Genomic DNA, 23,258 nt, shown 5'->3' with positions numbered 1-23,258 from the left:
CTGACGGTTCCGGCATGGACAGGGCAAACTGGGCCTCGGTACTTCGGATGCCTAAGGGGAGCCCTGATGGACGACCGCGCAGAGCACGGCGGCCCGCGTGTGCCGCAGCAGAGGCGCTCCGGCGCGGCCGGGGAGCCGGCCGCGCTGCGCTTCGATGTGCTCGGCCCGGTGCGCGCCCGCCGCGGCGAGCAAAAGCTGACCACCGGCAGTCCCCAGCAACGCGCCCTGCTGGCCGCTCTGTTGCTGCGCGAGGGCCGTACCGCGACGGCCGGCGAGCTGATCGACGCGCTGTGGGGCGATGACCCGCCCTCGCAGGCGCTGGCGGCGGTGCGGACGTACGCCTCCCGGCTGCGCAAGGCGCTGGACCCGGGCGTCCTGGTCACCGAGTCCGGCGGATACGCCGTGCGCGGGCTGGGCGAGGGCGCCCTGGACCTGGCGGTGGCGCAGGAGTTCGCGGCGGAGGCGGACAAGGCGAGGGCGGCCGGCGACCTGGGCCGGGCCCGGCAGACGCTGAACCGGGCGCTCGGCCTGTGGGACGGCGAGGCGCTGGCCGGCGTCCCGGGACCCTACGCGGAGGCGCAGCGCGTCCGCCTGGAGGAATGGCGGCTGGGGCTGCTGGAATCCCGGCTGGACATGGACCTGGAGCAGGGCTGCCACGCGGACGCCGTGTCGGAGCTGACCGCGCTGACGGCTGCCTACCCGTTGCGCGAGCGGCTGCGCGAACTGCTGATGCTGGCGCTCTACCGCAGCGGCCGGCAGGCGGAGGCGCTGGCGGTGTACGCGGACACCCGGCGGCTGCTGGCCGAGGAGCTGGGCGTGGACCCGCGGGCGGGGCTGCGGGAGTTGCAACGCCGCATCCTCCAGGCCGACCCGGAGCTGGCGGAACCGTCGGCGCCCGCTGCGGAACCGGCGGTGGTGCGAGTGCGTCCGGCGCAACTCCCGGCGACCGTGCCGGACTTCACCGGCCGGGCGGCCTTCGTGGCCGAGCTGAGCGAGGTGCTGGCGGCGGCCGGGGGCGGCGGCGCCGGCGGGGTGATGGCCGTGTCGGCGCTGGCGGGCATCGGGGGCGTGGGCAAGACGACCCTCGCGGTCCACGTGGCGCACCGGGCCCGCCCGGTCTTCCCCGACGGGCAGCTGTACGTCGACCTGCAGGGCGCCGGGGCGCGGGCGGCGGAGCCGGAGACCGTTCTCGGCGCCTTCCTGCGCGCCCTGGGCGCCGCGGAGTCGGCGATCCCGGACTCCCTGGAGGAACGGGCGGCGCTGTACCGCTCGCTCCTGGACGGGCGTCGCATCCTGGTACTGCTCGACAACGCGCGGGACGCCGCCCAGGTGCGCCCCCTGCTGCCGGGCACGGAGGGCTGCGCGGCGCTGGTCACCTCGCGGGTGCGGATGGTGGACCTGGCCGGCGCCCACCTGGTCGACCTGGACGTGATGTCCCCGGACGAGGCGCTGTCCCTGTTCACCCGGATCGTGGGCGAGGAGCGGGTGGCGTCGGAGCGGAAGGCGGCCCTGGACGTGGTCGCGGCCTGCGGCTTCCTGCCGCTGGCGATCCGCATCGCCGCCTCCCGGCTGGCGTCCCGGCGCACCTGGACGGTCTCGGTGCTCGCCGCCAAGCTGGCCGACGAGCGGCGGCGGCTGGACGAGCTCCAGGCGGGCGACCTCGCGGTGAAGGCGACGTTCGAGCTGGGCTACGGGGCGCTGGAGCCGGCCCAGGCCCGCGCGTTCCGCCTGCTGGGCCTCGCGGACGGTCCGGACATCTCCCTGCGGGCGGCCGCGGCGGTCCTGGACCTGCCGCCGGAGGAGGCCGAGGACCTCCTGGAGTCCCTGGTGGACACCTCCCTGCTGGAGTCGGCGGCGCCCGGCCGCTACCGGTACCACGATCTGGTGCGGCTGTACGCCCGGGCGTGCGCGGAACGGGACGAGCAGGCGGCCGGTGAGCGAGAGGTGGCGATGTCGCGGCTGCTGGACTTCTATCTGGCCACCGCGACCGGGGTCTACGCGATCGAGCGGCCCGGGGAGCGGGTGCTGGAGCACCTGAGCCGCGGCAGCTACCCGGGGCTGTCCTTCGCCGACCGGGGCCAGGCGCTGGACTGGCTGTTCACCGAGGCGAGCGGACTGCTCGCGGCGGTGCAGCAGGCCGGGACGGCGGGCATGCTGCGCCGGGCGGCCGACCTGCTCCTCGCGGCCGTCGATCTCGGGGAGTCGGGGATCAGCTCGCGCCAGTACGTGCTGGCCGCCACCGCGGTGGTCGCGGCCGCCCAGCGGACCCGGGACCCCTACGCGGAGGGCCGGGCACGCCTGATGCACAGTCATATCCTGGGCGTGTCAGGCCAGTTCGCGGAGTCGGACCGCGAGGCGGGCGCGGCGCTGACGCTGGGACTCGCCGCCCAGGACCCCGTGGTCTGCGCCCAGGCGCCCAACCAGCAGGGCATCATCGCCCTCTACAACGGGCGGCACGACGAGGCCGAGGAGCACCTCACGAAGGCGCTGGCCGCCTTCCGGGCCGACCGGAACACCCCGGGCGAGGCCAGCGCCCTGTGCAACCTGTCCCGGGTCCACCTGGCGACCGGCCGCACCGAGAGCGCCGTGTCCCTGGCCCGGCAGGGCGTCACCATCTACGAGCGCGACGACACCGGCATGGCGCTGCGCCTGGCGAACGGGAAGTACGCGCTGGGGCTGGCCCTGACCAGCGCCGGCGAGATCACGCCGGCGCTTCGCGCGCTCACCGACGCGCTCGGCATGTTCCAGGACGCCCGGCAGCAACTGTGGCACGGCATGACCCTGTTCCGGCTCGCCGAGCTGCATCTCGCCGACCACGGCCCGGCCCGCGCCGCGGCCTGTGCCGAACAGGCCCTCGCCGTCCTGCACGGCATCGGCGGGGACTGGCGGCGCGCCAACGTCCTCACGGCCCTCGGCCGCGGCCTGCACGGCGTCGGCCAGCTCGACCGGGCGAGGGTGTGCTGGCAGGAGGCGCTGTCGGTGTTCGAGACGCTGAGGTCCCCGGAGGCGGCGGACGTCCGTGCACTGCTGGCCTCGGCGCCGGTGGGGTGACGGACCACGGGGCGGCGCCGGGGCCGGCGGTGACGGGTCCGGCCCCCTCGGGGCGCCTGTCCCGGCCGACCCGGGGCGGCCGCCGACCGCCTCGGGGGAGCCTGTCCATGCCGACTCGGGGGCGCCTTTTCAGGCCGACTCGGGGGCGCCTTTTCAGGCCGACTCGGGGGCGCCCGCCCATGCCCTCCCGGGGTCCCTGTCCGGCGGGTGCCGGGGTGTCCGCCCGGCGGGTCCCTGGGTGTCCGCCCGGCGGGCCCGGGGTGCCCGACCAGGCCCTCCCGGGGTCCCCGTCCGGCGGGTCCCTGGGCGCCCGCCCAGGCCCTCCCGGGGTACCCGTCCGGCGGGTGCCGGGGTGTCCGCCCGGCGGGCCCCTGGGTGTCCGCCCGGCGGGTCCATGGGTGGCCGCGCGGCGGTCCCGGGGGTCGTCCTCGCCGATGGCTCGCGGGGGGCGTCCTCGTCCGATGGTTCCGGGGGCTCGTGCGGCGGTCCGGGGGCGTCCGTCCGGCGGTCCCGAAACGCGTTCATCGTTTGTTTATCGCCGTCCGGCACTGTCAGTTGCGCCGGACCGTCGCGTCGGGGGGCAGACGGCTCGGTACGACGGCCGCGCCAGTGGGCGGGGGTCCTGTGCATCAGGCCACGGGACACCCCCTAGGGTGAACGGCCTTGCGGGACCCGCCCGGCAATCCACGGGGGAACTGCCGGGTGGGTCCCGCCCCGATCCGTTCCGTCCTGCTTCACGTTCCTAGGAGTCACCTCATGGCCGACAACACCGGCACCGTCAAGCCCGCCGACTTCCACGCGACGAGCGAGAAGGCCGAGGCCCCGGCGGTCGTCGCCGAGTCGAAGCCCGCCGCGGAGGCCGCCGGCGAGGAGATCACCACCAAGGACTTCCACGCCACGACCGAGCCGCTGAACAAGCCGGCCGACTTCCACGCGACCGACGAGAAGGCCTGACACAGAGCCACACCGCACGGGGATCGGCCGCGGCGGCGCGGAGGGGGAGCCGCCGCGGCCGTGGCGTGTCCGCAGCCGGACGGCGGCCGCGCGAAGAGGTGCCCGTTCACTCCCCGGGGTGACGCCCGCCCAGCCCGCGCAGCTCGCCCTTCAGCACCTTGCCGCCGGCGTTGCGCGGGAGCGCGCTCACGAACTCCACCGTCCGCGGCACCTTGTAGTTCGCCATCTCGCGCCGGGACCAGGCGATCAGGTCGTCGGCCGTGGACACCGCGCCCGGCCGCCGCACGACATAGGCCCGGCCCACCTCGCCCAGGCGCGGGTCGGGCACGCCGATCACGGCGACGTCGGCCACGTCCGGGTGCAGGCCGAGGAGTTGCTCGATCTCCGCCGGGTAGGCGTTGAAGCCGCCGACGATGAACATGTCCTTGATCCGGTCGGTGATGCGCAGGTTGCCCGCCGCGTCCAGGACGCCCACGTCTCCGGTGCGCAGCCAGCCGTCGGGGGTCAGCGTCCGAGCCGTCGCCGCCGGGTCCTCGTAGTAGCCGCGCATGACGTGGAAGCCCCGGACCAGCACCTCGCCGGGCTTCCCCGGCACCGCGTCCACGCGTACCTCGGTGCCCGGGATCGCACGGCCCGAGGTGGCGGCGACCACCGTGGGGTCGTCGCCGCGGCGGCACATCGTGACGACGCCGCTCGCCTCCGAGAGGCCGTACGCGGTGAGGACCGTCTCCACGCCCAGTTCGCCCCGCAGCCGTTCGACGAGCCGCAGCGGCACCACCGCCGCACCCGTCACCACCAGCCGCAGCGCCGAGAGGTCGTGCTTGTCCCTGGAGGCGTGGTCCAGGAGCGACTGGTGCAGGGTCGGCGGCCCGGGCAGCACCGACACCCGTTCCGCGGCCACGTTCGCCAGCACCGTGTCCACGTCGAACACGGGCTGCGGGATCATCGTCGCGCCCCGCATCAGGCTGGCGATCACGCCGGCCTTGTAGCCGAAGGTGTGGAAGAAGGGGTTCACGATCAGGTAGCGGTCGCCGTGCCGCAGCCCGGCCAGGTCTGTCCAGATCCCGTACGCCCGCAAGGTCTGCGCGTGCGTGATCACCGCGCCCTTGGGGCGGCCCGTCGTGCCCGAGGTGAAGACGATGTCCGACGGATCCTCCCCGCGCACCGCGTCCGCCCGCTCCCGCACCTGCGCCCGCCCGACCGCCTCGCCGCTCGCCAGGAAGTCCTTCCAGGCCCGGAAGTCGGCCGGGGCGTCGTCGGAGAGGACGACGACCTGTTCCAGGGCGGGCAGGCCGGGCAGCGGGCCGGGCCCGGTGGGCTCGCCCTCGCCCGCCGCCCGGCGCAGCGACGCCACGTACGAGGTGCCGAGGAAGGCGCCCGTCACGAACAGCAGTCGCGCCCCGCTCCGGCGCAGCACGTCCGCCGCCTCGACGCCCTTGAAGCGGGTGTTGACCGGGACCAGCACGGCCCCCGCCGACACCGCGCCCAGCGCCGCGACGATCCAGTCCAGCGAGTTCGGCGCCCAGATTCCGACCCGGTCCCCGGCCTCGACCCCGTTCGCCATGCAGGCCGCCGCCGCACGCTCGATCCGTGCGCCGAGCTCCGCGTAGCCGATCCGGGTGCGGCCCTCCACCACCGCCTCGGCGTCGGCGTACCGCTCGGCCGCCGCGCGCACCAGACCCGGGATGCTGCCCCACTCCACGTCTGCGCGCATCACGTCCGCGTCCTCGAGCATCACGGCCTCCCCGCCATTAGCTGACTGCCCGTCAGATTAGCTGTAGCCTGACGGCCTGTCAGCCGCCATTTCGCATTGCGGAGGTGCGTGCAGCGTGACCCTCAAGGACGCCACCGCCATCGTCGGCATCGGCCAGACCGCGTTCGCCAAGCACCTCCCCGAGTCGGAGCGGGCCCTCGCCTGCCGGGCGGTCCTCGCCGCCCTCGACGACGCCGGGATCGACCCGGGCGAGGTCGACGCCCTCGCCTCCTACACCATGGAGGAGACCGACGAGGTCGAGCTGGCGAAGGCCGTCGGCTTCGGGGACCTGACCTACTTCAGCAAGGTCGGCTTCGGCGGCGGCGGTTCCTGCGCCACCGTCGCGCACCTCGCCGGCGCCATCGCCGCCGGACAGGCCACCGTGGGCGTCGCCTGGCGCTCGCGCAAGCGGGGCAGCGGGCCGCGCCCGTGGACCAACACATCCGTCCAACTGCCCACCCCGGCCCAGTGGACGCGCCCCTTCGGCCTGCTGCGGCCGGCCGACGAGATAGCCATGCTGGCCCGCCGCTATCTGCACGAGTACGGCGCCACCCGCGACCACCTCTTCAACGTCGCGCTCGCCTGCCGCAACCGGGCCAACCGGAACCCGGCCGCGATCATGTACGACCGGCCGCTCACCCGCGAGATGTACATGACCTCCCGGTGGATCAGCGAACCGCTCTGCCTCTACGACAACTGCCTGGAGACCGACGGCGCGCTGGCCTGCGTGATCGTCGGCCGGGAACGTGCGCGGGACTGCCGTCGCACACCGGTCTACGTCCACTCCGCCGCCCAGGGCCTGCCCGCCCAGCACCACGGCATGGTCAACTACTGGAACGACGACCCGCTCACCGGTCCCGCCTGGGCGGCCGCCCGACACCTGTGGAAACACGCCGACTTCACCCCCTCCGACGTCGACGTCGCCCAGATCTACGACGCGTTCACCCCTCTGGTCCCGCTCTCCCTGGAGGGCTACGGGTTCTGCGGCCGGGGCGAGGGCGGCGCGTTCACCGAGGGCGGCGCCTTGGAGACCGGCGGACGGCTGCCCCTGAACACCGGCGGCGGCGGACTCAGCGAGGCCTACGTCCACGGCTTCAACCTCATCAACGAAGGCGTCAAGCAGCTGCGCGGGACCAGCACCTCCCAGGTCCCCGGCGCCGCCACCTGTCTCGTCACCGCCGGCGAAGGCGTCCCCACGTCCGCCCTGCTGCTCCGCAACTGAACGCGCCGAGGAGGCGACCCACGATGCTCACCCCCGTTCCCGACGCCGACGGCGCCCCGTTCTGGGAGTACGCCGCCCGAGGCGAACTGCGGGTCCAGACCTGCGCCGACTGCGGCGAGCCCCGCTTCCCGCCCCGCCCCTGCTGTCCGCACTGCCGCTCGTTCGCGAGCGAGTGGCGGGAGACCTCCGGACGCGGGCGGATCTGGTCCTACGTCGTCCCGCACCCGCCCCTGCTGCCCGACTACGCCGCACACGCCCCCTACGTCGTGCTCCTCGTCGAACTGGCCGAGGCGCCACGGATCCGGCTGGTCGGCAACCTGGTGAGCGAGCCCGGGGCGGCCCTCGGCTCCGTCCGGCCGGACCGAGTGCGCATCGGCGCCCGGGTGCAGGCCGTCTTCGCCGCGGACGGGCTTGTGCAGTGGGTCCTGGAGCGCCCGTGAGCGTGCGTCTGGACGTCGACGAGAAGACCGCGGTCGCCGTCGTCACCCTCGACCGGCCGGAGCGACTCAACGCCGTCGATCTCGAGACGGCCGACGCGTTCCGGCGGATCTGGCGCGCGCTGCGCTTCGACGACTCCGTGCGGGCCGTCGTCCTCACCGGTGCGGGCGGCCGGGCGTTCTCCACCGGGATCGACCGGGACGCCGTGGTGCCGCAGCCCGGCTCGCCCTTCATGCAGGACGATCCCCTGCTCACCGTCGGCCCCAAGGCGAACGACCTGTGGAAACCGGTCGTCGCCGCGGTCGAGGGGATGACCTGCGGGGGCGCCTACTACCTGCTCGGGGAGTGCGAGTTCGTCGTCGCGGGCGCCGACGCCGCGTTCTTCGACCCGCACACCACCTACGGGATGGTCAGCGCGTACGAGTCGGCGCTGCTCGCACAGCGGATGCCGTACGGGGAGGTGGCCCGGATGATGCTGATGGGCAACGCGGAACGGATCTCCGCCCGGCGCGCGTACGAGGTCGGCCTGGTCTCCGAACTCACCGAGGCGGGAGGTGCGCTGCCGGCCGCCGTGGCCTGCGCCGCGGTCGTCGCCGGGTATCCGCCGGGCGGCGTCCAGGGCACCGTGCGGGCGCTGTGGTCGGCGAGGGAGGCGGCCCGCGCGACGGCGTTCGCGCAGGCCCCGCACCTCATCGCGCTGGGCAACCTGCCCGCCGGACGGCAGGCGGAGCTGTTCGCCGGCCGGCGGGGCGGGTTCCGGGTGCGGTGAGCGGCGTCACGTGGCCGGTGCGTACGGATCCGGGATGCAGTGGTGGACCCGGGCGGCTGTGCCGGCGCCGGACAGGTCCACCCGTACCGTCGTCGTTTCGTAGCCCGCCACGTACTGCTGCGCGCTCTGCCTCTCCAGCCGTGCGGAATCGGCGTCGAAGAAGACGACCGTCACGGTGAAGCGGGCACCTGTCGCGCGCGGGTTGGTCATCTCGACCGTGGCGTAGGGCCGGCTCGGCGAGGCGCAGCTCAGCAGCTTCACGGTGGCCTCGTGCAGCGTCGTGGACGGGCTCGAGGAGCCGGAGCCGCCGGACGTGCCGCCCGTGTAGTCGTCGTCATCGTCGTAGTCGTGGTACCGCGAGCCCGACGTGCCGCCGCTCGACGTCGAGGACGAACTGTCGTGGTCCTGGCTGGAGCTGCTGCATCCGCCGCCGCTGCCGTGACCGCTGCCGTGACCGCTGCTGTGCCCGTGTCCCCGGCTGGTGGAGAAGCCGGTCAGCGCCAGCACCACCAGCACCGCGACCCCTGTGAACCTGAGTGTGCGCCCCCGTCGATCCATGCCCGCCAGCCTAGGAGGACCCTGTCACGGCCATGTCACCGCATGGCGACCGGCCGGTCTCCGGCGTAGCGTCCGGGGTGAGAGCGACCGGCGGGCCGCTCCCCGCAGCGACGGCCGCCGTCCGGACCCCTTTCGTACCCCCGGCACGACGGCCGTCCCGGACGTGCGGGCCGGGGCCGGGTCGGACCCGTAGGCCGCGTCGAACCGGTCAGCCGGGTCGGGTCGGCCACCCGGGTCAGGTCGGTCGGCCGGGGCGGGTCGGTCGGCCGGGGCGGGTCGGTCGGCCGGGGCGGGTCGGTCGGCCGGGGCGGGTCGGTCGGCCGGGTCACCGCGGTCAGGCCGTGCGGGCCGTGCCGGTGCCCTTCTCGGCGTCCAGCGCGTACACGCAGCGGTCCTTGCTGCACGCGTACACGACGCCGTCGCGGACCACCGGGGAACCGGTGATCTCGCCGCCGGTCGCCAGCTTCCAGCGCAGCCGCCCGTCGTCGGCCTTCAGGGTGTACAGCAGGTGGTCGGTGGAGCCGAAGTGGATACGGCCCTCGGCGACCGCGGGGGCGCCCACGATGTCGCCGCCCGCCTGGAAGCGCCACTTGGGCGTTCCCGTCACCGCGTCCAGGGTGTAGAGGCCCTTGCCGCTGCCGACGTGGACATGGCCGGCGGCCACCAGCACGGGGTCGACGGAGGACCGGGCCTCGGTGGCGATGCGCCAGCGGTCGCGGCCGTCGGCGGCGTCGATCGCGTACACCGTGCCCAGATAGTCGGCGAGGTAGACGCCGCCGCCGGTGACCGCCGGCCCGGGCACGAAGGTCGGCGCGGAGAGGAACACCGCCGGGGCCTCGAAGTGCCAGCGCACCATGCCGCTCGCGACGTCGACGGCGAGCACCCGGGTGCCGGCGGAGAGGTAGACGTAGCCGTCGGGGGCGGGGGTGACGCGGACCGGGACGCCGCCGCAGGAGGCCGTGTCGCCGATCGGGTAGGACCAGCGCTCCTCGCCGGTGCGGGCGTCCAGGGCTCTGAACCGGGCGTCCTGCCACACGTAGACCGTGCCGTCGTGCAGCGCAGGTCCGGCCTCGGGGGACTCGAAGTCGGTCTGGCAGCCGGTGATCTCCCAGAGCTTGCGGCCGCTGGACGCCTCCCAGGCCTGGACGCCGCCGCCGCGGGTGCCCGTGACCAGCGTCCCCCGGTCGGCCTTGAGCGAGTACACCCAGGCGTCCGTCGACAGCCGCCACAGATCGCCGCCCTCGCGGGCGTCCAGCGCGAACAGGGTGGGGCCGTCGGAGGCGTGCACCCGGCCGTCGGCGACCGCCATCGACCAGGCCACGTCGCGCGTCTTGAAGCGGCGGCGGCCGGTCGCCACGTCCAGGGCGTGCACCTCGAAGGAGGTGACGTAGACGAGGTCCCCGGCGACGGACGGCGTGCCCCACACGTCGTTCGACATGCGGAACCGCCAGGGCCGCCAGCCCGCCGGGGTCTCCGCGGGCGCGTTCTGCGGGGCGGGCACGGTGGTGTCGGCGCCGTTGACGCCGGGGCGCGGGCGGGACCAGCCGGCGACCAGGCCGGGCTCCGCGACCGGCGCCTTCACGGCGGCCGTGGCGCGGACGTCGGCGACCCGGGGACCGGGACCGATCGGCACCGCCGCGCCTGCCAGCCGGACCGGTCCGGTGTCGGGGGCCCCGACGGGCGCGGGCGCCGGGCGGGAGAGGACCACGGGGTCGTGGGAGGGCGGGGGCGGCACGGGCGGGCCGACCGGCCGGGCCATTCCGACGCCGCCGCCGCTGCGGGGGCTCGCAGGTGCGGCCTTCACCGGGGGACGGCCGCCGCGGCGCGTCTCGATGAGAGTGACGGCCTTCTCGGGCAGCCAGGCCGACGCCGTACCGCTGTCGTCCGAGCCGGAGCCGAAGAGGTGGGGGGCGAGCTGGGCCTGGAGGTCGGCCGGGTTGGGGCGGGCCGTGGCCTCCATCTGCATACAGGACTCGATGAGGGGGCGCAGTTCGTCGGGCAGGCCTTCGAGGTCGGGGCCCTCGCGCAGCAGCATGAAGACGGTCTCGACCGGGTTGGCGCCGTGGAAGGGCGGGTGGCCGGTGGCGGCGAAGACGAGCATCGAGCCGAGCGAGAAGACGTCGCTCGCGCCGGTCACGCTCCGCGAGTCCTTGGCCTGCTCGGGCGACATGTAGGCGGGGGTGCCGACGGCCACGTTCGTCATCGTCAGACGTGTGTTCGAGACGCCGGACGCGATGCCGAAGTCGATCACCCGGGGACCGTCCTCGACCACCAGCACGTTGGACGGTTTCAGGTCACGGTGGACCAGCCCCGCGCCGTGGATCGACTGGAGCGCCTCGGCGACGCCCGCCGCCAGCCAGCGCACCGCCTGGGCCGGCATCGGGCCGCAGTCGTTCACTATCTCCTCGAGGGAGGGCGCGGGCACGTACGCGGTGGCCAGCCAGGGCACGGCGGCACGCGGATCGGCGTCGACGACCGCGGCCGTGTAGAAGCCGGAGACCGCCCGGGCCGCCTCCACCTCGCGCGTGAAGCGCACGCGGAAGAGCTGGTCCTCGGCGAGCTCCGTGCGGACCGTCTTGATCGCCACGCGCCGGCCCGAGGCCGAACGTGCCAGATAGACCAGCCCCATGCCGCCGGCACCCAGCCGTCCCAGCACCTCGAACGGCCCGATCCGCCGAGGATCGTGCTGCGTCAGCTGATCCACCACTTGCCTGCCACCTCCCCGTACGAGCCGCGCCACCCACGTGTGTGCACGGCCCCGTGCAGCGTCTCACCACCGCACCGCCATGGCGGCACGCACCCTGATTCTTCCTGGCCGGGCGGCCGGTTGCGAACCCGGGGGCAATCGGGGTGTCTCATTCCATATCCGAACAAAAAACACGGCTCAACGCTGCAGGAGCGCGAACGACGCCCCTTGATTGTCTGTGACGACGGCCACGATTCCGTACGAAGCGGTGAACGGACCCGCCTGCACCCGTCCGCCGAGCCGGCTCACCGCGCCCAGAGCGGCCTCGCAGTCCTGCACGCCGAAGTGGACGAGGAAGTGCGCCGGCATGATCTCCGGGAAGACGTCGCCGACCGGCGCCCGCCCGAAGTCGGGCTCGGCCTGCGGGCCGAACAGCGCCTCGTGGAAGAGGTGCCCGTAGAAGGTGTTGGCGGCCTCGGTGTCCCGGGCGTAGAGCTGAGCCCACGCGAACGCGCCGGGTCGGTGCCGCACGCCGAAGCCGGGATGGCCGGCCGCCTGCCACAGGCCGAAGACCGCGCCCTCGGGGTCGGCGGCCAGCGCGGCCGCGCCCGCCCCGTCGACCCGGAGCGGCGCCGTCACGACCTGGCCGCCGGCCCGCAGGATGCGGCGGGCGGTCGCCTCCGCGTCCGGGGTGGCGAAATAGACCGTCCAGACGGTGGGCATCCGCCCGTCCGTCTTGTGGGCGAGCCCGGCGACCCGGGCGCCGTCCAGCCGGGCCCACACCGAGGAGCCGTAGGCCTCCTCGAAGTCCCATCCGAAAAGTTCACCGTAGAACCGCTTGCCCGCGTCCACATCGGGGAGCTGCGCGTCCACCCAGCAGGGGACGCCCTCTGCGTACACCGATGCCCTGTTTTCGGCCATGCAGCCAAACTAACGGCGCTTCACGCAAGCCGCAGACCAGGCACAGCCGCCTCCGCACCCCCGTGCACCCCATTTGCAGTCGGCCGAATCGCGCTCCGATCACCCCTCGGTAAGCTGACGGCATGACAGGACAAGTGCGTACCGTCGACGGCCGCGTGGCCGGTCGACGCGGGCAGGCGACGCGGCAGAAGCTGCTCGACTGCCTCAGCGAGATGCTCAGCTCCTCTCCCTACCGGGACGTCAAGGTCATCGATGTCGCCCGGAAGGCAGGCACTTCGCCCGCGACGTTCTACCAGTACTTCCCCGACGTCGAGGGCGCCGTCCTGGAGATCGCCGAGCAAATGGCCGCCGAGGGAGCCGAGTTGACCGCCCTGGTCGAGGGGCGCTCCTGGGTCGGCAAGGCGGGCTGGCAGACGGCCCAGGAACTCGTGGACGGCTTCCTGGAGTTCTGGCGGAAGAACGACGCGATCCTCAGGGTCGTCGACCTCGGCGCGGCCGAAGGCGACAAGCGTTTCTACAAACTCCGGATGAAGATCCTCAACTCGGTGAACAACTCCCTGTCGGACGCGGTCGCCGAACTCCAGTCCAAGGGCAGGGTCGACAAGGACGTGAACCCGGCCGCGGTCGCCGGCGCGCTCGTCGCGATGCTCGCGGCGGTCGCCTCGCACCAGAAGGGCTTCCAGACATGGGGCGTCAAGCAGGCTGAACTCAAGCCGAACCTGGCGCTGTTGGTGCACCTCGGCATCACCGGAAAGAAGCCGACGAAGTAGCCGGCCGCGCCCCGCTTCTTCACGTCACGTCCTGTCTGCCGGGCGGCGGTTCACCCAGGTGAGCTGCCGCCTGCCGCACTCCGCGGCACACTCCGGCCGCCGGCGCCCGGCCGGACGTGCGCGACGAAGCCCCTAGGCGGGCAGCGCCCGTCCCTTCACCACATGCTTCATCACCAGCGTCGACGTCAGCCGCTGCACGCCCGGCAGGGTCGCGAGCCGCTCGTCGTAGAGCCGCTGGAAGGCCGCGAGGTCGGCGGTGGCCACCCGCAGCAGGTAGTCCGGCTCCCCGAACAGCCGCTGAGCGTCCAGGACGTGCTCCACCTCGCCCACCGCCCGCTCGAACTCGGCGACCGTGTCCCGGTCCTCCTGCCGCATGGACACGAAGACCAGCGCCTCGAAGGTCAGCCCCACGGCGGACGGCTCCACCACGGCCCGGTAGCCGCTGATCGCCCCGGACCGCTCCAGCTCCCGCAACCGCCGGTGACACGGCGAGACGCTCAGCCGCACCCGCGCGGCCAGCTCGGTCACGGTCAGCCGCCCGTCCTGCTGCAGTTCCGCAAGAATCTTCCGGTCCACGTCGTCCATGAGGCAGATCTTCCCCCACAGTACGAGAGACCGCGAAAACATCAGGAACACTTTCGGCCGCATCGCGCCTAATGTCCCCACCATGGACTCGGGAACCCTCCTCTCTTTCCTCGCCGTGGACCTGCTGCTGGTGTGCGTGCCGGGCGCCGACTGGGCGTATGTGATCTCCGCCGGGCTGCGCGGCCGCTCGGTGGGCGCGGCGGTGGGCGGGCTGGTGAGCGGCTACGCGCTGCACACGGCGCTGGCCGCGGCGGGCCTGGCGGTCCTGGTCGCGGGCTCGCCCGCGGTGCTGACCGGGCTCACGGCGGCGGGGGCCGCCTATCTGGTGTGGCTGGGCTGGAGCGTGCTGCGACGGCCGGGGACACCGGGCGCCGGAGAGGAGCTCGCGGCGGCGGGACCGCGGGTCTTCCTGCGCGGGGCGACGATCAGCGGCCTGAACCCCAAGGGGCTGCTGCTCTACCTCTCGGTCCTGCCGCAGTTCCTCGCCACCGGCGCCGGACGCCTGCCGGTGGCCGCGCAGACGACCCTCCTCGGGCTGCTGCACATGGCGTGCTGCGCGGCCGTCTACCTCACGGTGGGCGTCCTGGCCCGCAGGCTGCTGGGCGCCCGCCCGGCGGCGGCCCGCGCGGTGACCCGCACCTCAGGGGCTGCGATGCTCGGGATCGGCGCGTTCCTGCTGCTGCAGCGCCTGGCCACACTGTGAGCCGACCTCGCGGGCCACACGCGGCCCAGGACGACCGCCGGCCCACCCGCCAGGCCGGCCGCCCGGGCGCGGCTCGGGAGGACGGCCGGGGCGCGGCTCGGGAGGACGGCCGGGGCGCGGCTCGGGCCGACGGCGGCCCGGCGCGGATCAGGCCGACGGCCGGGGCGTGATCCGGAACAGCCGGATCTCCCGCTCCACCCGCTCCTGGTAGGCGGCGTACGGCGGCCAGAACGTCAGCAGCGTCTTCCAGACCGCGGCCCGCTCCTCCCCCACGAGCAGCACGGCCGTGACCGGGATGTCCGTGCCCTTCCAGCTGATCTCGGCGTCGGGACGGGCGAGCAGGTTGGCGGTCCAGGCCGGATGCCCGGTGCGGCCGAAGTTGGAGCCGACCAGAATCCAGCTCCCGCCGCCGTCCTCGGGCATGCAGGCGAGCGGCGTCCGCCGCGGCAGTCCGCTCCGCGCGCCGGTGGCCGTCAGGATCACGCCCGGCAGCAACTGGGCGCTGAGCAGCACCTTTCCCCGGGTGAGGCGGTGCACGGCCCGGTCGAGGGCGGGGATGACGTGCGGGGCCACCTTCGCGAAGGCCCGTGTCGAGGACACCTTCTGCACCGCTCTGACGCCGATCACACGGTCACCTCCGTCTGTGCGAACAGTCCGGCCCGATCCGCCGCGTGGGCGCGCAGCCGGTGCACGGGCCCGAACAGCAGCTCGTCCCCGGCGGCCCGCTTGAAGTACAGGTGCGCCTGGTGCTCCCAGGTGAAACCGATGCCGCCGTGGAGCTGGACGCCCTCGGCGGCGGCCCGGCGCAGCGCCTCCAGCGCCTGGGCGAGCGCGAGCCCGCCGACCCGCTCCTGCGGGCCGGCCCCGTGCCCGTCGCCGCCGCCGTCCCCGCCTGCCGCCCAGGCGGCGTAGTACGCGGCGGAGCGGGCCGCCTGGACCTGCACGTACACGTCGGCGAGTCGGTGCTGCACGGCCTGGAAGGAGCCGATCGGACGCCCGAACTGCTCCCGCTGCCCGAGGTACTCGACGGTCCGCTCCAGCGCCCGTCCGGCCGTCCCGACGGCCTCGCAGGCGAGGAAGGCGGCGGCGAAGTCTCCCGCGTCGGCGAGCGCCCTGGGCACGTCGGCCTCCTCCGTCCCCAGCAACTCGGCTGCCACGTCCCTCAGTTGCACCCGCGCCTGCGGCCGGGTGGCGTCGAGGGCGGTCTGCCGCGTCCGTACGACGCCGGCGGCGTCCCCGGGAACCAGGAACAGCAGGGTCCGCGACCGTACGAAGCCCCCGGTGTGCGCGGCGACGAGCAACAGGCCGGCGCTGTGCCCGTCGAGCACCTGCGCGGCCTCCCCGTACAGCCGCCAGCCGTCCCCTGACCGGCGGGCCTGCACGCCGCCCGCCCGCCCGCCGCCGGACCAGTCGCCGCTGCCCGGCCCGGTCAGCGCGAGGGCCGTGGCGAGAGCGGACGCGGGCACGGCGAGTGCGGCGGTGAGCGTGCCGTCGGCGATCCGGGGCAGCAGGCCGGTCCGCTGGGCGTCGGCCCCGAGGGCGAGGATCAGGGGCGCGACGAGCACGGAGGTCGCGAGCAGCGGGCTCGGCGCGAGGGCCCGGCCGGTCTCCTCGGCGGCGAGGGCGAGGTCGGTGCGGGGGCAGCCGACGCCGCCGTGGCTCTCGGGGAGCGCGAGGCCGGGCAGCCCGAGCTGTTCGGCGAGGGCGGCCCACAGTGCGGGGTCGTGCCCGGCCGGTGCGTCGAGGGCGGCCCGGAGTTCCGCGGGGCCGCAGCGTTTGTGGAGCAGTTCGCGCAGTGTGCGGCGGATCTCGTCCTGCTCGGCGGTGAAGCCGGGGTCCATGGCCGCCCCTTCCAACGGATCTGACGGTCCGTCATATTAGGAGCTCGGCAGCGAGTTGCCCAGAGGAAGGTGGCCCTTCATGCAGTTGCGGACCCGGAACGTGGCCGTCGTCGGCGTCGCGCTCTCCGACTGCGGCCGGGTCGACGAGGCGACTCCGCACGCCCTGCACGCCCAGGCGGCCCGCCGGGCGCTGGCCGACGCGGGACTGGGGCGGGAGACGGTGGACGGCTTCGCCTCCGCCGGCCTCGGCACGCTCGCCCCGGTCGAGCTGGCCGACTACCTCGGTCTGCGCCCCACCTGGGTCGACTCCACCTCGGTCGGCGGCGCGACCTGGGAGGTGATGGCGGCGCACGCCGCCGACGCGATCGCCGCCGGCCACGCGAACGCCGTCCTGCTGGCGTACGGCGCGACGCCCCGGGCCGACATCAGGGCGGGCCGCCGCGCCGGCGCCTTCGCCTTCGGCGCCCGCGGCCCCCTCCAGTTCGAGGCGCCCTACGGGCACACCCTGATCGCCAAGTACGCGATGGCCGCCCGCCGTCACATGCACGAGTACGGCACCACGATCGAGCAGCTGGCGGAGGTCGCCGTCCAGGCGAGGGCGAACGCGGCGCTGAACCCGGAGGCGATGTTCCGCACGCCGGTCACGGTCGACGAGGTGCAGTCCGGGCCGATGATCGCGGACCCCTTCACCAAGCTGCACTGCTGCGTCCGCTCCGACGGGGGCGCGGCGGTGCTGCTGGCCGCCGAGGAGTACGTGCGGGACTGCCGCACGGCGCCGGTGTGGATCCTGGGGACGGGAGAGCACGTCTCGCACGCCGTGATGTCCGAGTGGGAGGACTTCACGGTCTCCCCGGCGGCGACCTCGGGCCGGCTGGCCTTCGCCCGGGCGGGGGTGCGTCCGGACGAGATGGACTTCGCCCAGATCTACGACGCGTTCACCTACATGACGTTGGTGACCCTCGAGGACCTGGGCTTCTGCGCGAAGGGCGAGGGCGGCCCGTTCGTGGAGAAGGGCCGGCTACGGGTCGAGGGCGGCGCCCTGCCGGTCAACACCGACGGAGGCGGCCTGTCGGCCCAGCACCCGGGGATGCGCGGCCTGTTCCTGCTGGTGGAGGCGGTACGGCAGTTGCGGGGCGAGGCCGGCCCACGCCAGGTGCACGCCCGTGACGGCGGTCTGCCGCGACTGGGCGTCGCCTGCGGCACCGGCGGCTGGTTCTGCTCCTCGGGCACAGTGGTGCTGGGCAGACAGTGAGACGGGCGCCGAGGCCCGGGGGCCGCAGGGCCGAAGGCGGGCGGTGAGGCCGGGAAGCCGGAGGCCGCCTCGCGGGATCGGCCGCCACGCCGGGATCGGTGATCTTTTCGGGAGCGGCAACCTTTCGCGGGGCAGTGGCCACTGAGGGGGCGGAGGCCTTCGCGTTCGGGGGTCTCCATGTCCGGGAGGGTCGTCTGCCGGACGTGTTCCGCCGCAACGCGTAAGGATCTCTCCTGTGGCAACTCCCTCGCACCGCCGTTCGCGCCGCCCCGACCGGCGCACGGTCCGCGTCCCCGTGGTCACCGTGGTGGCCGTGGCCGCCGTCGCACTCGTCGTGTCCCTGGTCGTGGCCTTCCGCCCCGGCGGCGGGAGCGACGACGTGCGCGAGGCGGGCGCGCCCGTCGCCGGCGCCCCGGTGAGCGGGTCGCCGACGCCGACGACGGCGAAGACGTCCCCGTCGCCCGAGCCGTCCACGACGTCCGCGAGCCCGAGCCCGAGCCCGACCGCCGGCGGGTCGAAGACCCCCGCGGCCGCCCGGTCCGCGCGGCCTTCGGCCGAGGCCGCCGCTCCCGCCCCCCGGGCGGCCTCCGGCGCGGGACCGCTCGCCGGACGGATCCGGCCCGGCGCCGCCTATGACGGCGTCGCCACCGCCTACGACGCAGGCGACGGCGGCGGCGCCTGCTCCTTCGGCCCGACCTCCGACGTGATGACCGCGGCGATGAACACCGCCGACTACGAGACGTCGAAGGCGTGCGGCGCGTATGTGGCCGTCCGCACGGCGGGCGGGGCGTCCATCACGGTCCGGATCACCAACGAGTGCCCGGCGCCCTGCGCTCCCGGTCAGCTCGACCTCAGCCGGCAGGCCTTCGCCAAGCTCGCCCCCCTCCCGACGGGCCGCATCCCGATCACGTGGAGCCTGCTGAGCCCGGCCACGTCGGACACCGTCTCGATCCGCTACAAGACCGGCTCCAGTCAGTACTGGTGCGGCGTCCAGGCGATCGGCCACCGCAACCCGCTGGCCCGGCTCGAGGTCCGCAGCGGCGGCTCCTGGATCCGGCTGGCGCGCACCGACTACAACTACTTCCTCTCCGAGCACGGCGCCGGCTGCGGCGGCGCGATCCGGCTCACCGACATCTACGGGGAGCGGCTGACCGTCGAGGGGATCGCCGTCCGGCCGGAGGCTGTGCAGTCGACCCGGGTCCAGTTCGCCCGCCACTGACCGGATACTCGGTGCATGGCCAAGGACCTTCATGAACTGCTGAGGACGCTGCGGGTGTGGGACCCGGAGGTGACGGAACTGCCGCCGTTCGACGCGTCGTCGGCCCCCGACGACCCGCTGTCCCTCTTCACGCGGTGGTTCGCGCAGGCGGTCGCGGCGGGCGAGCGGGAACCGCACACGATGACGTTGTCGACGTCGGACGCGGAGGGCCTGCCCGACGCCCGGATCGTCATGCTGCACGGCGCGGACGCGGCCGGCTGGTCCTTCGCCACCCACGCCACCAGCAGCAAGGGACGTCAGCTCGCCGCCCGCCCGTACGCGGCCCTGACCTTCTACTGGCCGGTCCTGGGCCGCCAGGTCAGGGTCCGCGGCCCGGTCACGTCCGCCCCCTCCGAGGAGGCCCAGGCCGATCTGCACGCCCGCTCGACGGGCGCGCTGGCCGCCGCCCTGACCGGACGGCAGAGCGACGTCCTGACCTCGGCGGAGGAACTGGCGGCGGCGTCGGAGGCCGCCTGGGAGCACGCCCGGCAGCACCCGACGGCCAAGTCCCCGACCTGGACGCTGTACCGGCTGCGCCCGGACGAGGCGGAGTTCTTCCAGGGCGACCCCGCCCGCCGCCACACCCGCCTGCGCTACCGCCGCACGGCGGGGACCTGGTCCACCGACCGCCTGTGGCCCTGAGGCCCTGAGGCCGCCCTCAGGATCGTTCGGTGGCACGCGGGTGCCCGGTCCCGGCGAAAGTGATCCAGCAGGTGTCGAGGAGGTACCAGACGCGTCCGGCCCCGGTCACCTCGATCTGCCACTGCTGGCAGGTCCGTCCGCGATGGGTCCCGTGCGCCAGACTGCCCTTGAGACGGTGGTGCCGAGGTGTCTCGGCGGCCGGTGCGGGTTCGGTGCGCATGACGGTCCAGGCGCGAAAGGTGTTCTCACGCGCCTGCTGCGCCAGGTTCTCCCAGCCCTTCGCCGAGGCCGCGTCGGCGAAACGGACCTCCCAGTGGCCGTCAGGCGCCGGCGGTGCGACGCGGTCTCCACGGCCCGCGCTCAAAGGCCCTCCCGCGGATCCGTGGCAGGGCCGTAGTCCTCCATGTGGTTCCTGGTCAGCGCGGCCAGCAGTTCCGGGTCCGAGTGGACCTCGGCCGTGTGCTCCCAGGCGACGAGCAGTTGCGCGACGGAGGCGCTGTTGCGCACGGAGTCCGCGGCCCGCATGGTGTCGACCAGTTCGACGGCGAACGCGTGCACGTCGGCCTCGGGCAGGAAGCGGATCCAGGGGAAGGCGTCCGGCAGTATCCCGAGAAGGAGTTCCATGCTGCCGGGCTCCCGACGGGCCAACGCGGCCAGCATCCGCGTGGCGGCCGACACCACGGTCTGGTCCTGCTCGGCCCGGGTGGCGGTGGTGAGAACGAGATCCTCCCCGTCCCTGCGATGCAGCAGGAGGCGGGGCGACTCCTTGAGTCGGGCGAGGGTCTGCTTGTTCTTGTTGACCAGTTCGGAGAAGTTCACGGCGGCGTTTTCGGTGGCCATGTCTTCGAAAGTACTTCGAAAGTCCTGCCCCCGCCATGAACCGCCTCCCCCTCCACCCGAACGGAGGAGGGAACGCGAGTCGCCCACGTCCCCTACCCGAACGCGTACACCGCGAAGTCCGCCACCTCGCGGTAGCCGATGCGCTGGTAGAGGCCGTTGCTCGTCGGGTTGGCGAGGTCGGTGAAAAGAAGGATCTCCGCCGCGCCGGAGGCCTGCGCCGCGCGGCTCACCTCGACGGTCGCCGCGCCCGCGTAGCCGCGGCCGCGCAGTGCGGGCGGGGTGTAGACGGGGGCGACCCGCACCTGGCCGGCCACTTCCGGGGTGACGCCGGACATGGCGACGGGGGCGCCGTCGGGCGTCTCCCAGAGGGTGATCCCGCCGTAGGCGATCCGGGAGTCGGCCCAGGCGCCGGCGTCCTGGCCGGTGTGCGCGCCCGTGTCCTCCAGGAAGGCGTCGTGCCAGCGGATCAGCAGTTCGCGGTCGGCCGCGACGGCGACCCGCGCGCGGCCTTCCGGAACCGGTCCGGGGGAGGTCAACTCACCCAGCCGGTAGAGGCGTTGCCGCTCGACCGGTCGCGACTCGACGCCAATCCTCCGTCCCCAGGCCGCCGCGAAGAGGGCGGCGGTGTCGCGGTCCGCGGACACCCCGGGGAAGCGGTGCCCGTCGGCGGCCAGCCGCTCGACGAGGGCTGCGGCCCCCTCCTCGGTCAGGGAGGTGAGGCTGAGCCGGTGCGGGGGCGTGCGGAAGAACACCCCCGTGACGCCGTCGCCCTCGTCGAGCGCGCCGAAGAGGGGGTCTTCCGTGCCGTACACGTGCGGGCCCCTGCGGCGCAGGCTGTCGACGACGGTCAGCGGGACCGTGTGCAGTGCGGGGCGGGAGCGAAGGAACTCGCCGGCGTGCTCGAGGAACGCGTCGAGGTCGTGGGTGAGGTGCCAGTCGTCAGGGCGCATGGCCCATCGTGACGCGCGAAGGCCGTTCCCCGCCTGCCAATTACCGCGCCGTCAGGGGGACTCCGGCTCGGGGTCGGTCGTCAGCCGGCCGTGCGCGTGGACGTCCCGGAAGGCGTCCGTGCGGCCGGCCTCCCACATCGCCCCGCGCAGCGTTCCCTCGTACCGGAATCCGCAGCGCTCGGCGATCCGGCAGGAGGCGTCGTGGCCGAGGGCGTGGCCCAGCTCCAGCCGGTGCAGACCGATCTCGGCGAACGCCCACCGGGTGGCGAGCAGCAGCGAGCGGGTGGCGACGTGCCGGCCCCGCGCCTCCGGCAGGACCCAGTAGCCGACCCTGGCGAAGCTCGGCACGCGTTCGATCGCGCTGACGCCGACCTGTCCGAGGACCGCCCCGTCGGCCGCGTCCGTGACGCAGAACGTCATCGCGCGTCCGGCCGCGGCGTCCGCCGTCTTGCTCTCCAGGGACGCCCGTGCGCTCGCGGCGTCCGACACCGTTCGCAGCGGCGTGTTCCAGCGCAGAAAGTCCGGGTCGGTGAGCCCGCGCAGCCAGGCGTCCACGTCGGCGGCGGACTCCGGGTCCCACACCCGGAGCCGGAGCCCGTGCCCGTCGAGGACGGGCGCCGCCGGCAGCGCGGTCGACGGGGACGACGGGGAGGGCTCGGGCGACGCGGCGGACGTCACGGGAGACGGGGAGGGCTCACGGATATCGGTCATCCGATCATTGAACACCCGTCCGGCCCGGCGCGAGCGGCCCTTCAAGTCGCGGGCGCCCCCCTTCGGACACCGCCCGGAACACCGGCGCCCCGTCCCGGAAGACCACCGTCAGCGCCATGCCCGCGCGCGGCTCGGCTCCGCCCACCAGCTCCGTCGACATGCGCGGACCCTCGGCGAGATCGACCATCGCCGCGACGTACGGCGTGCGCCCGCCGAAGGGCGGCAGGTCGTTGCGGTGGACGACGGACCAGGTGTAGAGGGTGGCCAGGCCGCTGGCGTCCTCCCAGGTGACGTCCTCGCTCCAGCAGTGCGGGCAGAACTCCCGGGGGTAGTGGTGGGCCCGCGCGCAGGCGCCGCACCGCCGGATCAGCAGCCTGCCCTCGGCGGCGGCGTCCCAGTACGTACGGGTGAAGGCGTCGGCCTCCGGCAGGTCGAACCGGGCCGGCGTGCCCATCAGAACCACCCCAGCGCGCTGTCCAGGGACCACGTCTGCCAGGCCATCCCGCCCAGTCCCACCGCGGAGATCAGCGCCATCATCGAGTTCTGCCCCTGCTCGGCCCAGTCGTGGATCATCAGGACGAGGTAGACGAGGTTGAGCAGCAGGCCCGCGGCCAGGGCGACCGGGGTGAGGAAGCCGAGGATCAGACCGAGGCCGAGCGCCAGCTCCGCGTAGACCACGACGTACGCCATGACGCGCGGGCGCGGCTGCACCACGACGGCGAACCCGGAGCGGACGGCGTTCCAGCGGTGCTTCGCCGCCACGTCCGCCGCCCAGCCGATGCCGGCGCCGCTCTCGAACCAGGCCTTCTTGTCCTTGTGCCGCCAGCTCTCCAGCCACCACAGCCCGAGCCCGATCCGCAGCACCGCCAGCCACTCGGCCCCGCCGAGCCAGATAGCATCCATGAATCTGACGGTACGTCAGATAGCACCGCCCGGGAACCCCACGGGAAACCGCGAGGTCCCGGACATCGCCCACGCGCAGGCCACTACATCCGGCGGGACGGGGAGCCGCCTCAGAGCAGGTGATCGGCCTTCCCCGCCTTGATGTCGCGGATCATCGTCCGGAGCGCCTCACGGGAATCGACGACGTAGGCTTCCTCGGCGCCGGCTATGGCGATGTAGGCGTTGCCGTCGGGGTCGGTGCCGAGGCGGAAGCAGGAGTTTCCCTCACCGCAGAACGGCTCATCCCAGGTGATCTCGCTCATCGGGTTCTCCTCACAGATCGTTGGCGATGGTGCGGATGAGTTCGCGCGACGCCGAGGGCGAAAGAGCGATGCGCTCCATCCAGTCCAGGTGGGCACGGTACTTCGCCAACTGGGTTTCCGTATGGAGGAACTCGGGCCCGTGGGAGCTG

General features: G+C 74.1%; 24 protein-coding genes. 10 read left to right on the top strand and 14 right to left on the bottom strand.

The genetic code is table 11. The features are described 5' to 3' along the window. Window positions 1-66 precede the first annotated feature (66 nt). Both ACN6LD_RS18635 and ACN6LD_RS18630 read left to right on the top strand, forming a co-directional pair. The gene (locus tag ACN6LD_RS18635) at window positions 67-3,051 is read left to right on the top strand and encodes a BTAD domain-containing putative transcriptional regulator (RefSeq protein ID WP_445043776.1); all 2,985 of its coding nucleotides are present in this window, start codon (window positions 67-69) and stop codon (window positions 3,049-3,051) included. 756 nt (window positions 3,052-3,807) lie between these two features. Beyond that, window positions 3,808-4,005 (top strand): hypothetical protein, encoded by a 198-nt coding sequence (locus ACN6LD_RS18630; protein WP_319190959.1) that lies wholly within the window; start codon window positions 3,808-3,810, stop codon window positions 4,003-4,005. A 106-nt stretch (window positions 4,006-4,111) separates the two neighbouring features. Here ACN6LD_RS18630 and ACN6LD_RS18625 read toward each other — a convergent pair whose 3' ends face one another. Continuing rightward, window positions 4,112-5,719: a FadD3 family acyl-CoA ligase gene (locus ACN6LD_RS18625; RefSeq protein WP_445043791.1), complete on the bottom strand. Its 1,608-nt coding sequence runs from the start codon at window positions 5,717-5,719 to the stop codon at window positions 4,112-4,114. 115 nt (window positions 5,720-5,834) lie between these two features. On the opposite strand from ACN6LD_RS18625, the gene ACN6LD_RS18620 reads away from it, so the two are divergent. The 3 genes from ACN6LD_RS18620 to ACN6LD_RS18610 are packed head-to-tail and all read left to right on the top strand — an operon-like array spanning window position 5,835 to window position 8,187. After that, window positions 5,835-6,980: a lipid-transfer protein gene (locus ACN6LD_RS18620; protein ID WP_319190957.1), complete on the top strand. Its 1,146-nt coding sequence runs from the start codon at window positions 5,835-5,837 to the stop codon at window positions 6,978-6,980. Window positions 6,981-7,003: 23 nt separating this feature from the next. Beyond that, on the top strand, window positions 7,004-7,420 hold the full coding sequence (locus tag ACN6LD_RS18615; RefSeq protein ID WP_445043775.1) for a Zn-ribbon domain-containing OB-fold protein: 417 nt from the start codon (window positions 7,004-7,006) through the stop codon (window positions 7,418-7,420). Then, a complete protein-coding gene (locus ACN6LD_RS18610; RefSeq protein WP_445043774.1) occupies window positions 7,417-8,187 on the top strand; it encodes an enoyl-CoA hydratase/isomerase family protein in 771 nt (256 codons plus the stop codon). Before ACN6LD_RS18615 ends, ACN6LD_RS18610 begins: the two co-directional genes overlap by 4 nt. A 6-nt stretch (window positions 8,188-8,193) precedes the next feature. Here ACN6LD_RS18610 and ACN6LD_RS18605 read toward each other — a convergent pair whose 3' ends face one another. From ACN6LD_RS18605 to ACN6LD_RS18595, 3 genes are all read right to left on the bottom strand, one after another. Further along, entirely contained in the window at window positions 8,194-8,745 is a 552-nt protein-coding gene (locus tag ACN6LD_RS18605) for a hypothetical protein (RefSeq protein WP_445043773.1), read from the bottom strand. A 334-nt stretch (window positions 8,746-9,079) separates the two neighbouring features. After that, entirely contained in the window at window positions 9,080-11,452 is a 2,373-nt protein-coding gene (locus ACN6LD_RS18600) for an outer membrane protein assembly factor BamB family protein (RefSeq protein ID WP_445043772.1), read from the bottom strand. Between the two features lie 177 nt (window positions 11,453-11,629). After that, window positions 11,630-12,352, bottom strand: coding sequence for a VOC family protein (locus tag ACN6LD_RS18595; RefSeq protein WP_319193176.1), 723 nt, complete (start codon window positions 12,350-12,352; stop codon window positions 11,630-11,632). Window positions 12,353-12,486: 134 nt separating this feature from the next. On the opposite strand from ACN6LD_RS18595, the gene ACN6LD_RS18590 reads away from it, so the two are divergent. Then, the gene (locus tag ACN6LD_RS18590; RefSeq protein WP_057578955.1) at window positions 12,487-13,122 is read left to right on the top strand and encodes a TetR family transcriptional regulator; all 636 of its coding nucleotides are present in this window, start codon (window positions 12,487-12,489) and stop codon (window positions 13,120-13,122) included. Window positions 13,123-13,254: 132 nt separating this feature from the next. On the opposite strand, the gene ACN6LD_RS18585 is transcribed toward ACN6LD_RS18590, so the two are convergent. Continuing rightward, complete coding sequence (locus ACN6LD_RS18585) at window positions 13,255-13,707, bottom strand: Lrp/AsnC family transcriptional regulator (RefSeq protein WP_057578957.1); 453 nt, start codon at window positions 13,705-13,707, stop codon at window positions 13,255-13,257. Window positions 13,708-13,789: 82 nt separating this feature from the next. Here ACN6LD_RS18585 and ACN6LD_RS18580 point away from each other — a divergent pair, with 82 nt between their 5' ends. After that, complete coding sequence (locus tag ACN6LD_RS18580) at window positions 13,790-14,410, top strand: LysE family translocator (protein WP_445043771.1); 621 nt, start codon at window positions 13,790-13,792, stop codon at window positions 14,408-14,410. 147 nt (window positions 14,411-14,557) lie between these two features. On the opposite strand, the gene ACN6LD_RS18575 is transcribed toward ACN6LD_RS18580, so the two are convergent. Then, a complete protein-coding gene (locus ACN6LD_RS18575; RefSeq protein WP_445043770.1) occupies window positions 14,558-15,037 on the bottom strand; it encodes a nitroreductase family deazaflavin-dependent oxidoreductase in 480 nt (159 codons plus the stop codon). Beyond that, window positions 15,034-16,251 carry an acyl-CoA dehydrogenase family protein gene (locus tag ACN6LD_RS18570; protein WP_445043769.1) on the bottom strand — a complete coding sequence of 406 codons (1,218 nt, stop codon included), beginning with the start codon at window positions 16,249-16,251 and terminating at the stop codon, window positions 15,034-15,036. The genes ACN6LD_RS18575 and ACN6LD_RS18570 overlap by 4 nt, the downstream gene beginning before the upstream one ends. A 79-nt stretch (window positions 16,252-16,330) precedes the next feature. Here ACN6LD_RS18570 and ACN6LD_RS18565 point away from each other — a divergent pair, with 79 nt between their 5' ends. The 3 genes from ACN6LD_RS18565 (at window position 16,331) to ACN6LD_RS18555 (ending at window position 19,403) form a co-directional block, all read left to right on the top strand. Continuing rightward, the gene (locus tag ACN6LD_RS18565; protein ID WP_319193168.1) at window positions 16,331-17,503 is read left to right on the top strand and encodes a thiolase C-terminal domain-containing protein; all 1,173 of its coding nucleotides are present in this window, start codon (window positions 16,331-16,333) and stop codon (window positions 17,501-17,503) included. A 235-nt stretch (window positions 17,504-17,738) separates the two neighbouring features. Then, entirely contained in the window at window positions 17,739-18,722 is a 984-nt protein-coding gene (locus ACN6LD_RS18560) for an expansin EXLX1 family cellulose-binding protein (protein WP_319193166.1), read from the top strand. A 15-nt stretch (window positions 18,723-18,737) separates the two neighbouring features. Continuing rightward, window positions 18,738-19,403: a pyridoxine/pyridoxamine 5'-phosphate oxidase gene (locus ACN6LD_RS18555; RefSeq protein ID WP_445043768.1), complete on the top strand. Its 666-nt coding sequence runs from the start codon at window positions 18,738-18,740 to the stop codon at window positions 19,401-19,403. A 16-nt stretch (window positions 19,404-19,419) separates the two neighbouring features. On the opposite strand, the gene ACN6LD_RS18550 is transcribed toward ACN6LD_RS18555, so the two are convergent. The 7 genes from ACN6LD_RS18550 to ACN6LD_RS18520 form a co-directional block, all read right to left on the bottom strand. After that, window positions 19,420-19,767, bottom strand: coding sequence for a hypothetical protein (locus tag ACN6LD_RS18550; protein WP_445043767.1), 348 nt, complete (start codon window positions 19,765-19,767; stop codon window positions 19,420-19,422). Continuing rightward, a complete protein-coding gene (locus tag ACN6LD_RS18545) occupies window positions 19,764-20,243 on the bottom strand; it encodes a hypothetical protein (RefSeq protein ID WP_319193163.1) in 480 nt (159 codons plus the stop codon). Before ACN6LD_RS18545 ends, ACN6LD_RS18550 begins: the two co-directional genes overlap by 4 nt. 92 nt (window positions 20,244-20,335) lie before the next feature. Next, the gene (locus tag ACN6LD_RS18540; protein WP_319193162.1) at window positions 20,336-21,193 is read right to left on the bottom strand and encodes a GNAT family N-acetyltransferase; all 858 of its coding nucleotides are present in this window, start codon (window positions 21,191-21,193) and stop codon (window positions 20,336-20,338) included. A 51-nt stretch (window positions 21,194-21,244) separates the two neighbouring features. Next, complete coding sequence (locus ACN6LD_RS18535; protein ID WP_445043766.1) at window positions 21,245-21,904, bottom strand: GNAT family N-acetyltransferase; 660 nt, start codon at window positions 21,902-21,904, stop codon at window positions 21,245-21,247. 4 nt (window positions 21,905-21,908) lie between these two features. Next, a complete protein-coding gene (locus ACN6LD_RS18530) occupies window positions 21,909-22,358 on the bottom strand; it encodes a Zn-ribbon domain-containing OB-fold protein (protein ID WP_445043765.1) in 450 nt (149 codons plus the stop codon). Beyond that, window positions 22,358-22,807: a DoxX family membrane protein gene (locus ACN6LD_RS18525; RefSeq protein WP_319193159.1), complete on the bottom strand. Its 450-nt coding sequence runs from the start codon at window positions 22,805-22,807 to the stop codon at window positions 22,358-22,360. Before ACN6LD_RS18525 ends, ACN6LD_RS18530 begins: the two co-directional genes overlap by 1 nt. Window positions 22,808-22,917: 110 nt before the next feature. Next, entirely contained in the window at window positions 22,918-23,109 is a 192-nt protein-coding gene (locus tag ACN6LD_RS18520) for a hypothetical protein (protein WP_445043764.1), read from the bottom strand. Window positions 23,110-23,258 lie beyond the last annotated feature (149 nt).

The sequence above is a fragment of the Streptomyces sp. SAS_272 genome (assembly GCF_052543235.1).
This window is presented reverse-complemented; position numbering and strand designations above follow the sequence as displayed.

Bases quoted from the DNA above. Each gene is read 5' to 3' on its own strand.
- ACN6LD_RS18635 (WP_445043776.1), top strand. From the start codon at position 67: ATGGACGACCGCGCAGAGCACGGCGGCCCGCGTGTGCCGCAGCAGAGG.
- ACN6LD_RS18630 (WP_319190959.1), top strand. From the start codon at position 3,808: ATGGCCGACAACACCGGCACCGTCAAGCCCGCCGACTTCCACGCGACG.
- ACN6LD_RS18625 (WP_445043791.1), bottom strand. From the start codon at position 5,719: ATGCGCGCAGACGTGGAGTGGGGCAGCATCCCGGGTCTGGTGCGCGCG.
- ACN6LD_RS18615 (WP_445043775.1), top strand. From the start codon at position 7,004: ATGCTCACCCCCGTTCCCGACGCCGACGGCGCCCCGTTCTGGGAGTAC.
- ACN6LD_RS18605 (WP_445043773.1), bottom strand. From the start codon at position 8,745: ATGGATCGACGGGGGCGCACACTCAGGTTCACAGGGGTCGCGGTGCTG.
- ACN6LD_RS18595 (WP_319193176.1), bottom strand. From the start codon at position 12,352: ATGGCCGAAAACAGGGCATCGGTGTACGCAGAGGGCGTCCCCTGCTGG.
- ACN6LD_RS18585 (WP_057578957.1), bottom strand. From the start codon at position 13,707: ATGGACGACGTGGACCGGAAGATTCTTGCGGAACTGCAGCAGGACGGG.
- ACN6LD_RS18580 (WP_445043771.1), top strand. From the start codon at position 13,790: ATGGACTCGGGAACCCTCCTCTCTTTCCTCGCCGTGGACCTGCTGCTG.
- ACN6LD_RS18570 (WP_445043769.1), bottom strand. From the start codon at position 16,251: ATGGACCCCGGCTTCACCGCCGAGCAGGACGAGATCCGCCGCACACTG.
- ACN6LD_RS18565 (WP_319193168.1), top strand. From the start codon at position 16,331: ATGCAGTTGCGGACCCGGAACGTGGCCGTCGTCGGCGTCGCGCTCTCC.
- ACN6LD_RS18555 (WP_445043768.1), top strand. From the start codon at position 18,738: ATGGCCAAGGACCTTCATGAACTGCTGAGGACGCTGCGGGTGTGGGAC.
- ACN6LD_RS18545 (WP_319193163.1), bottom strand. From the start codon at position 20,243: ATGGCCACCGAAAACGCCGCCGTGAACTTCTCCGAACTGGTCAACAAG.
- ACN6LD_RS18540 (WP_319193162.1), bottom strand. From the start codon at position 21,193: ATGCGCCCTGACGACTGGCACCTCACCCACGACCTCGACGCGTTCCTC.
- ACN6LD_RS18535 (WP_445043766.1), bottom strand. From the start codon at position 21,904: ATGACCGATATCCGTGAGCCCTCCCCGTCTCCCGTGACGTCCGCCGCG.
- ACN6LD_RS18530 (WP_445043765.1), bottom strand. From the start codon at position 22,358: ATGGGCACGCCGGCCCGGTTCGACCTGCCGGAGGCCGACGCCTTCACC.
- ACN6LD_RS18525 (WP_319193159.1), bottom strand. From the start codon at position 22,807: ATGGATGCTATCTGGCTCGGCGGGGCCGAGTGGCTGGCGGTGCTGCGG.
- ACN6LD_RS18520 (WP_445043764.1), bottom strand. From the start codon at position 23,109: ATGAGCGAGATCACCTGGGATGAGCCGTTCTGCGGTGAGGGAAACTCC.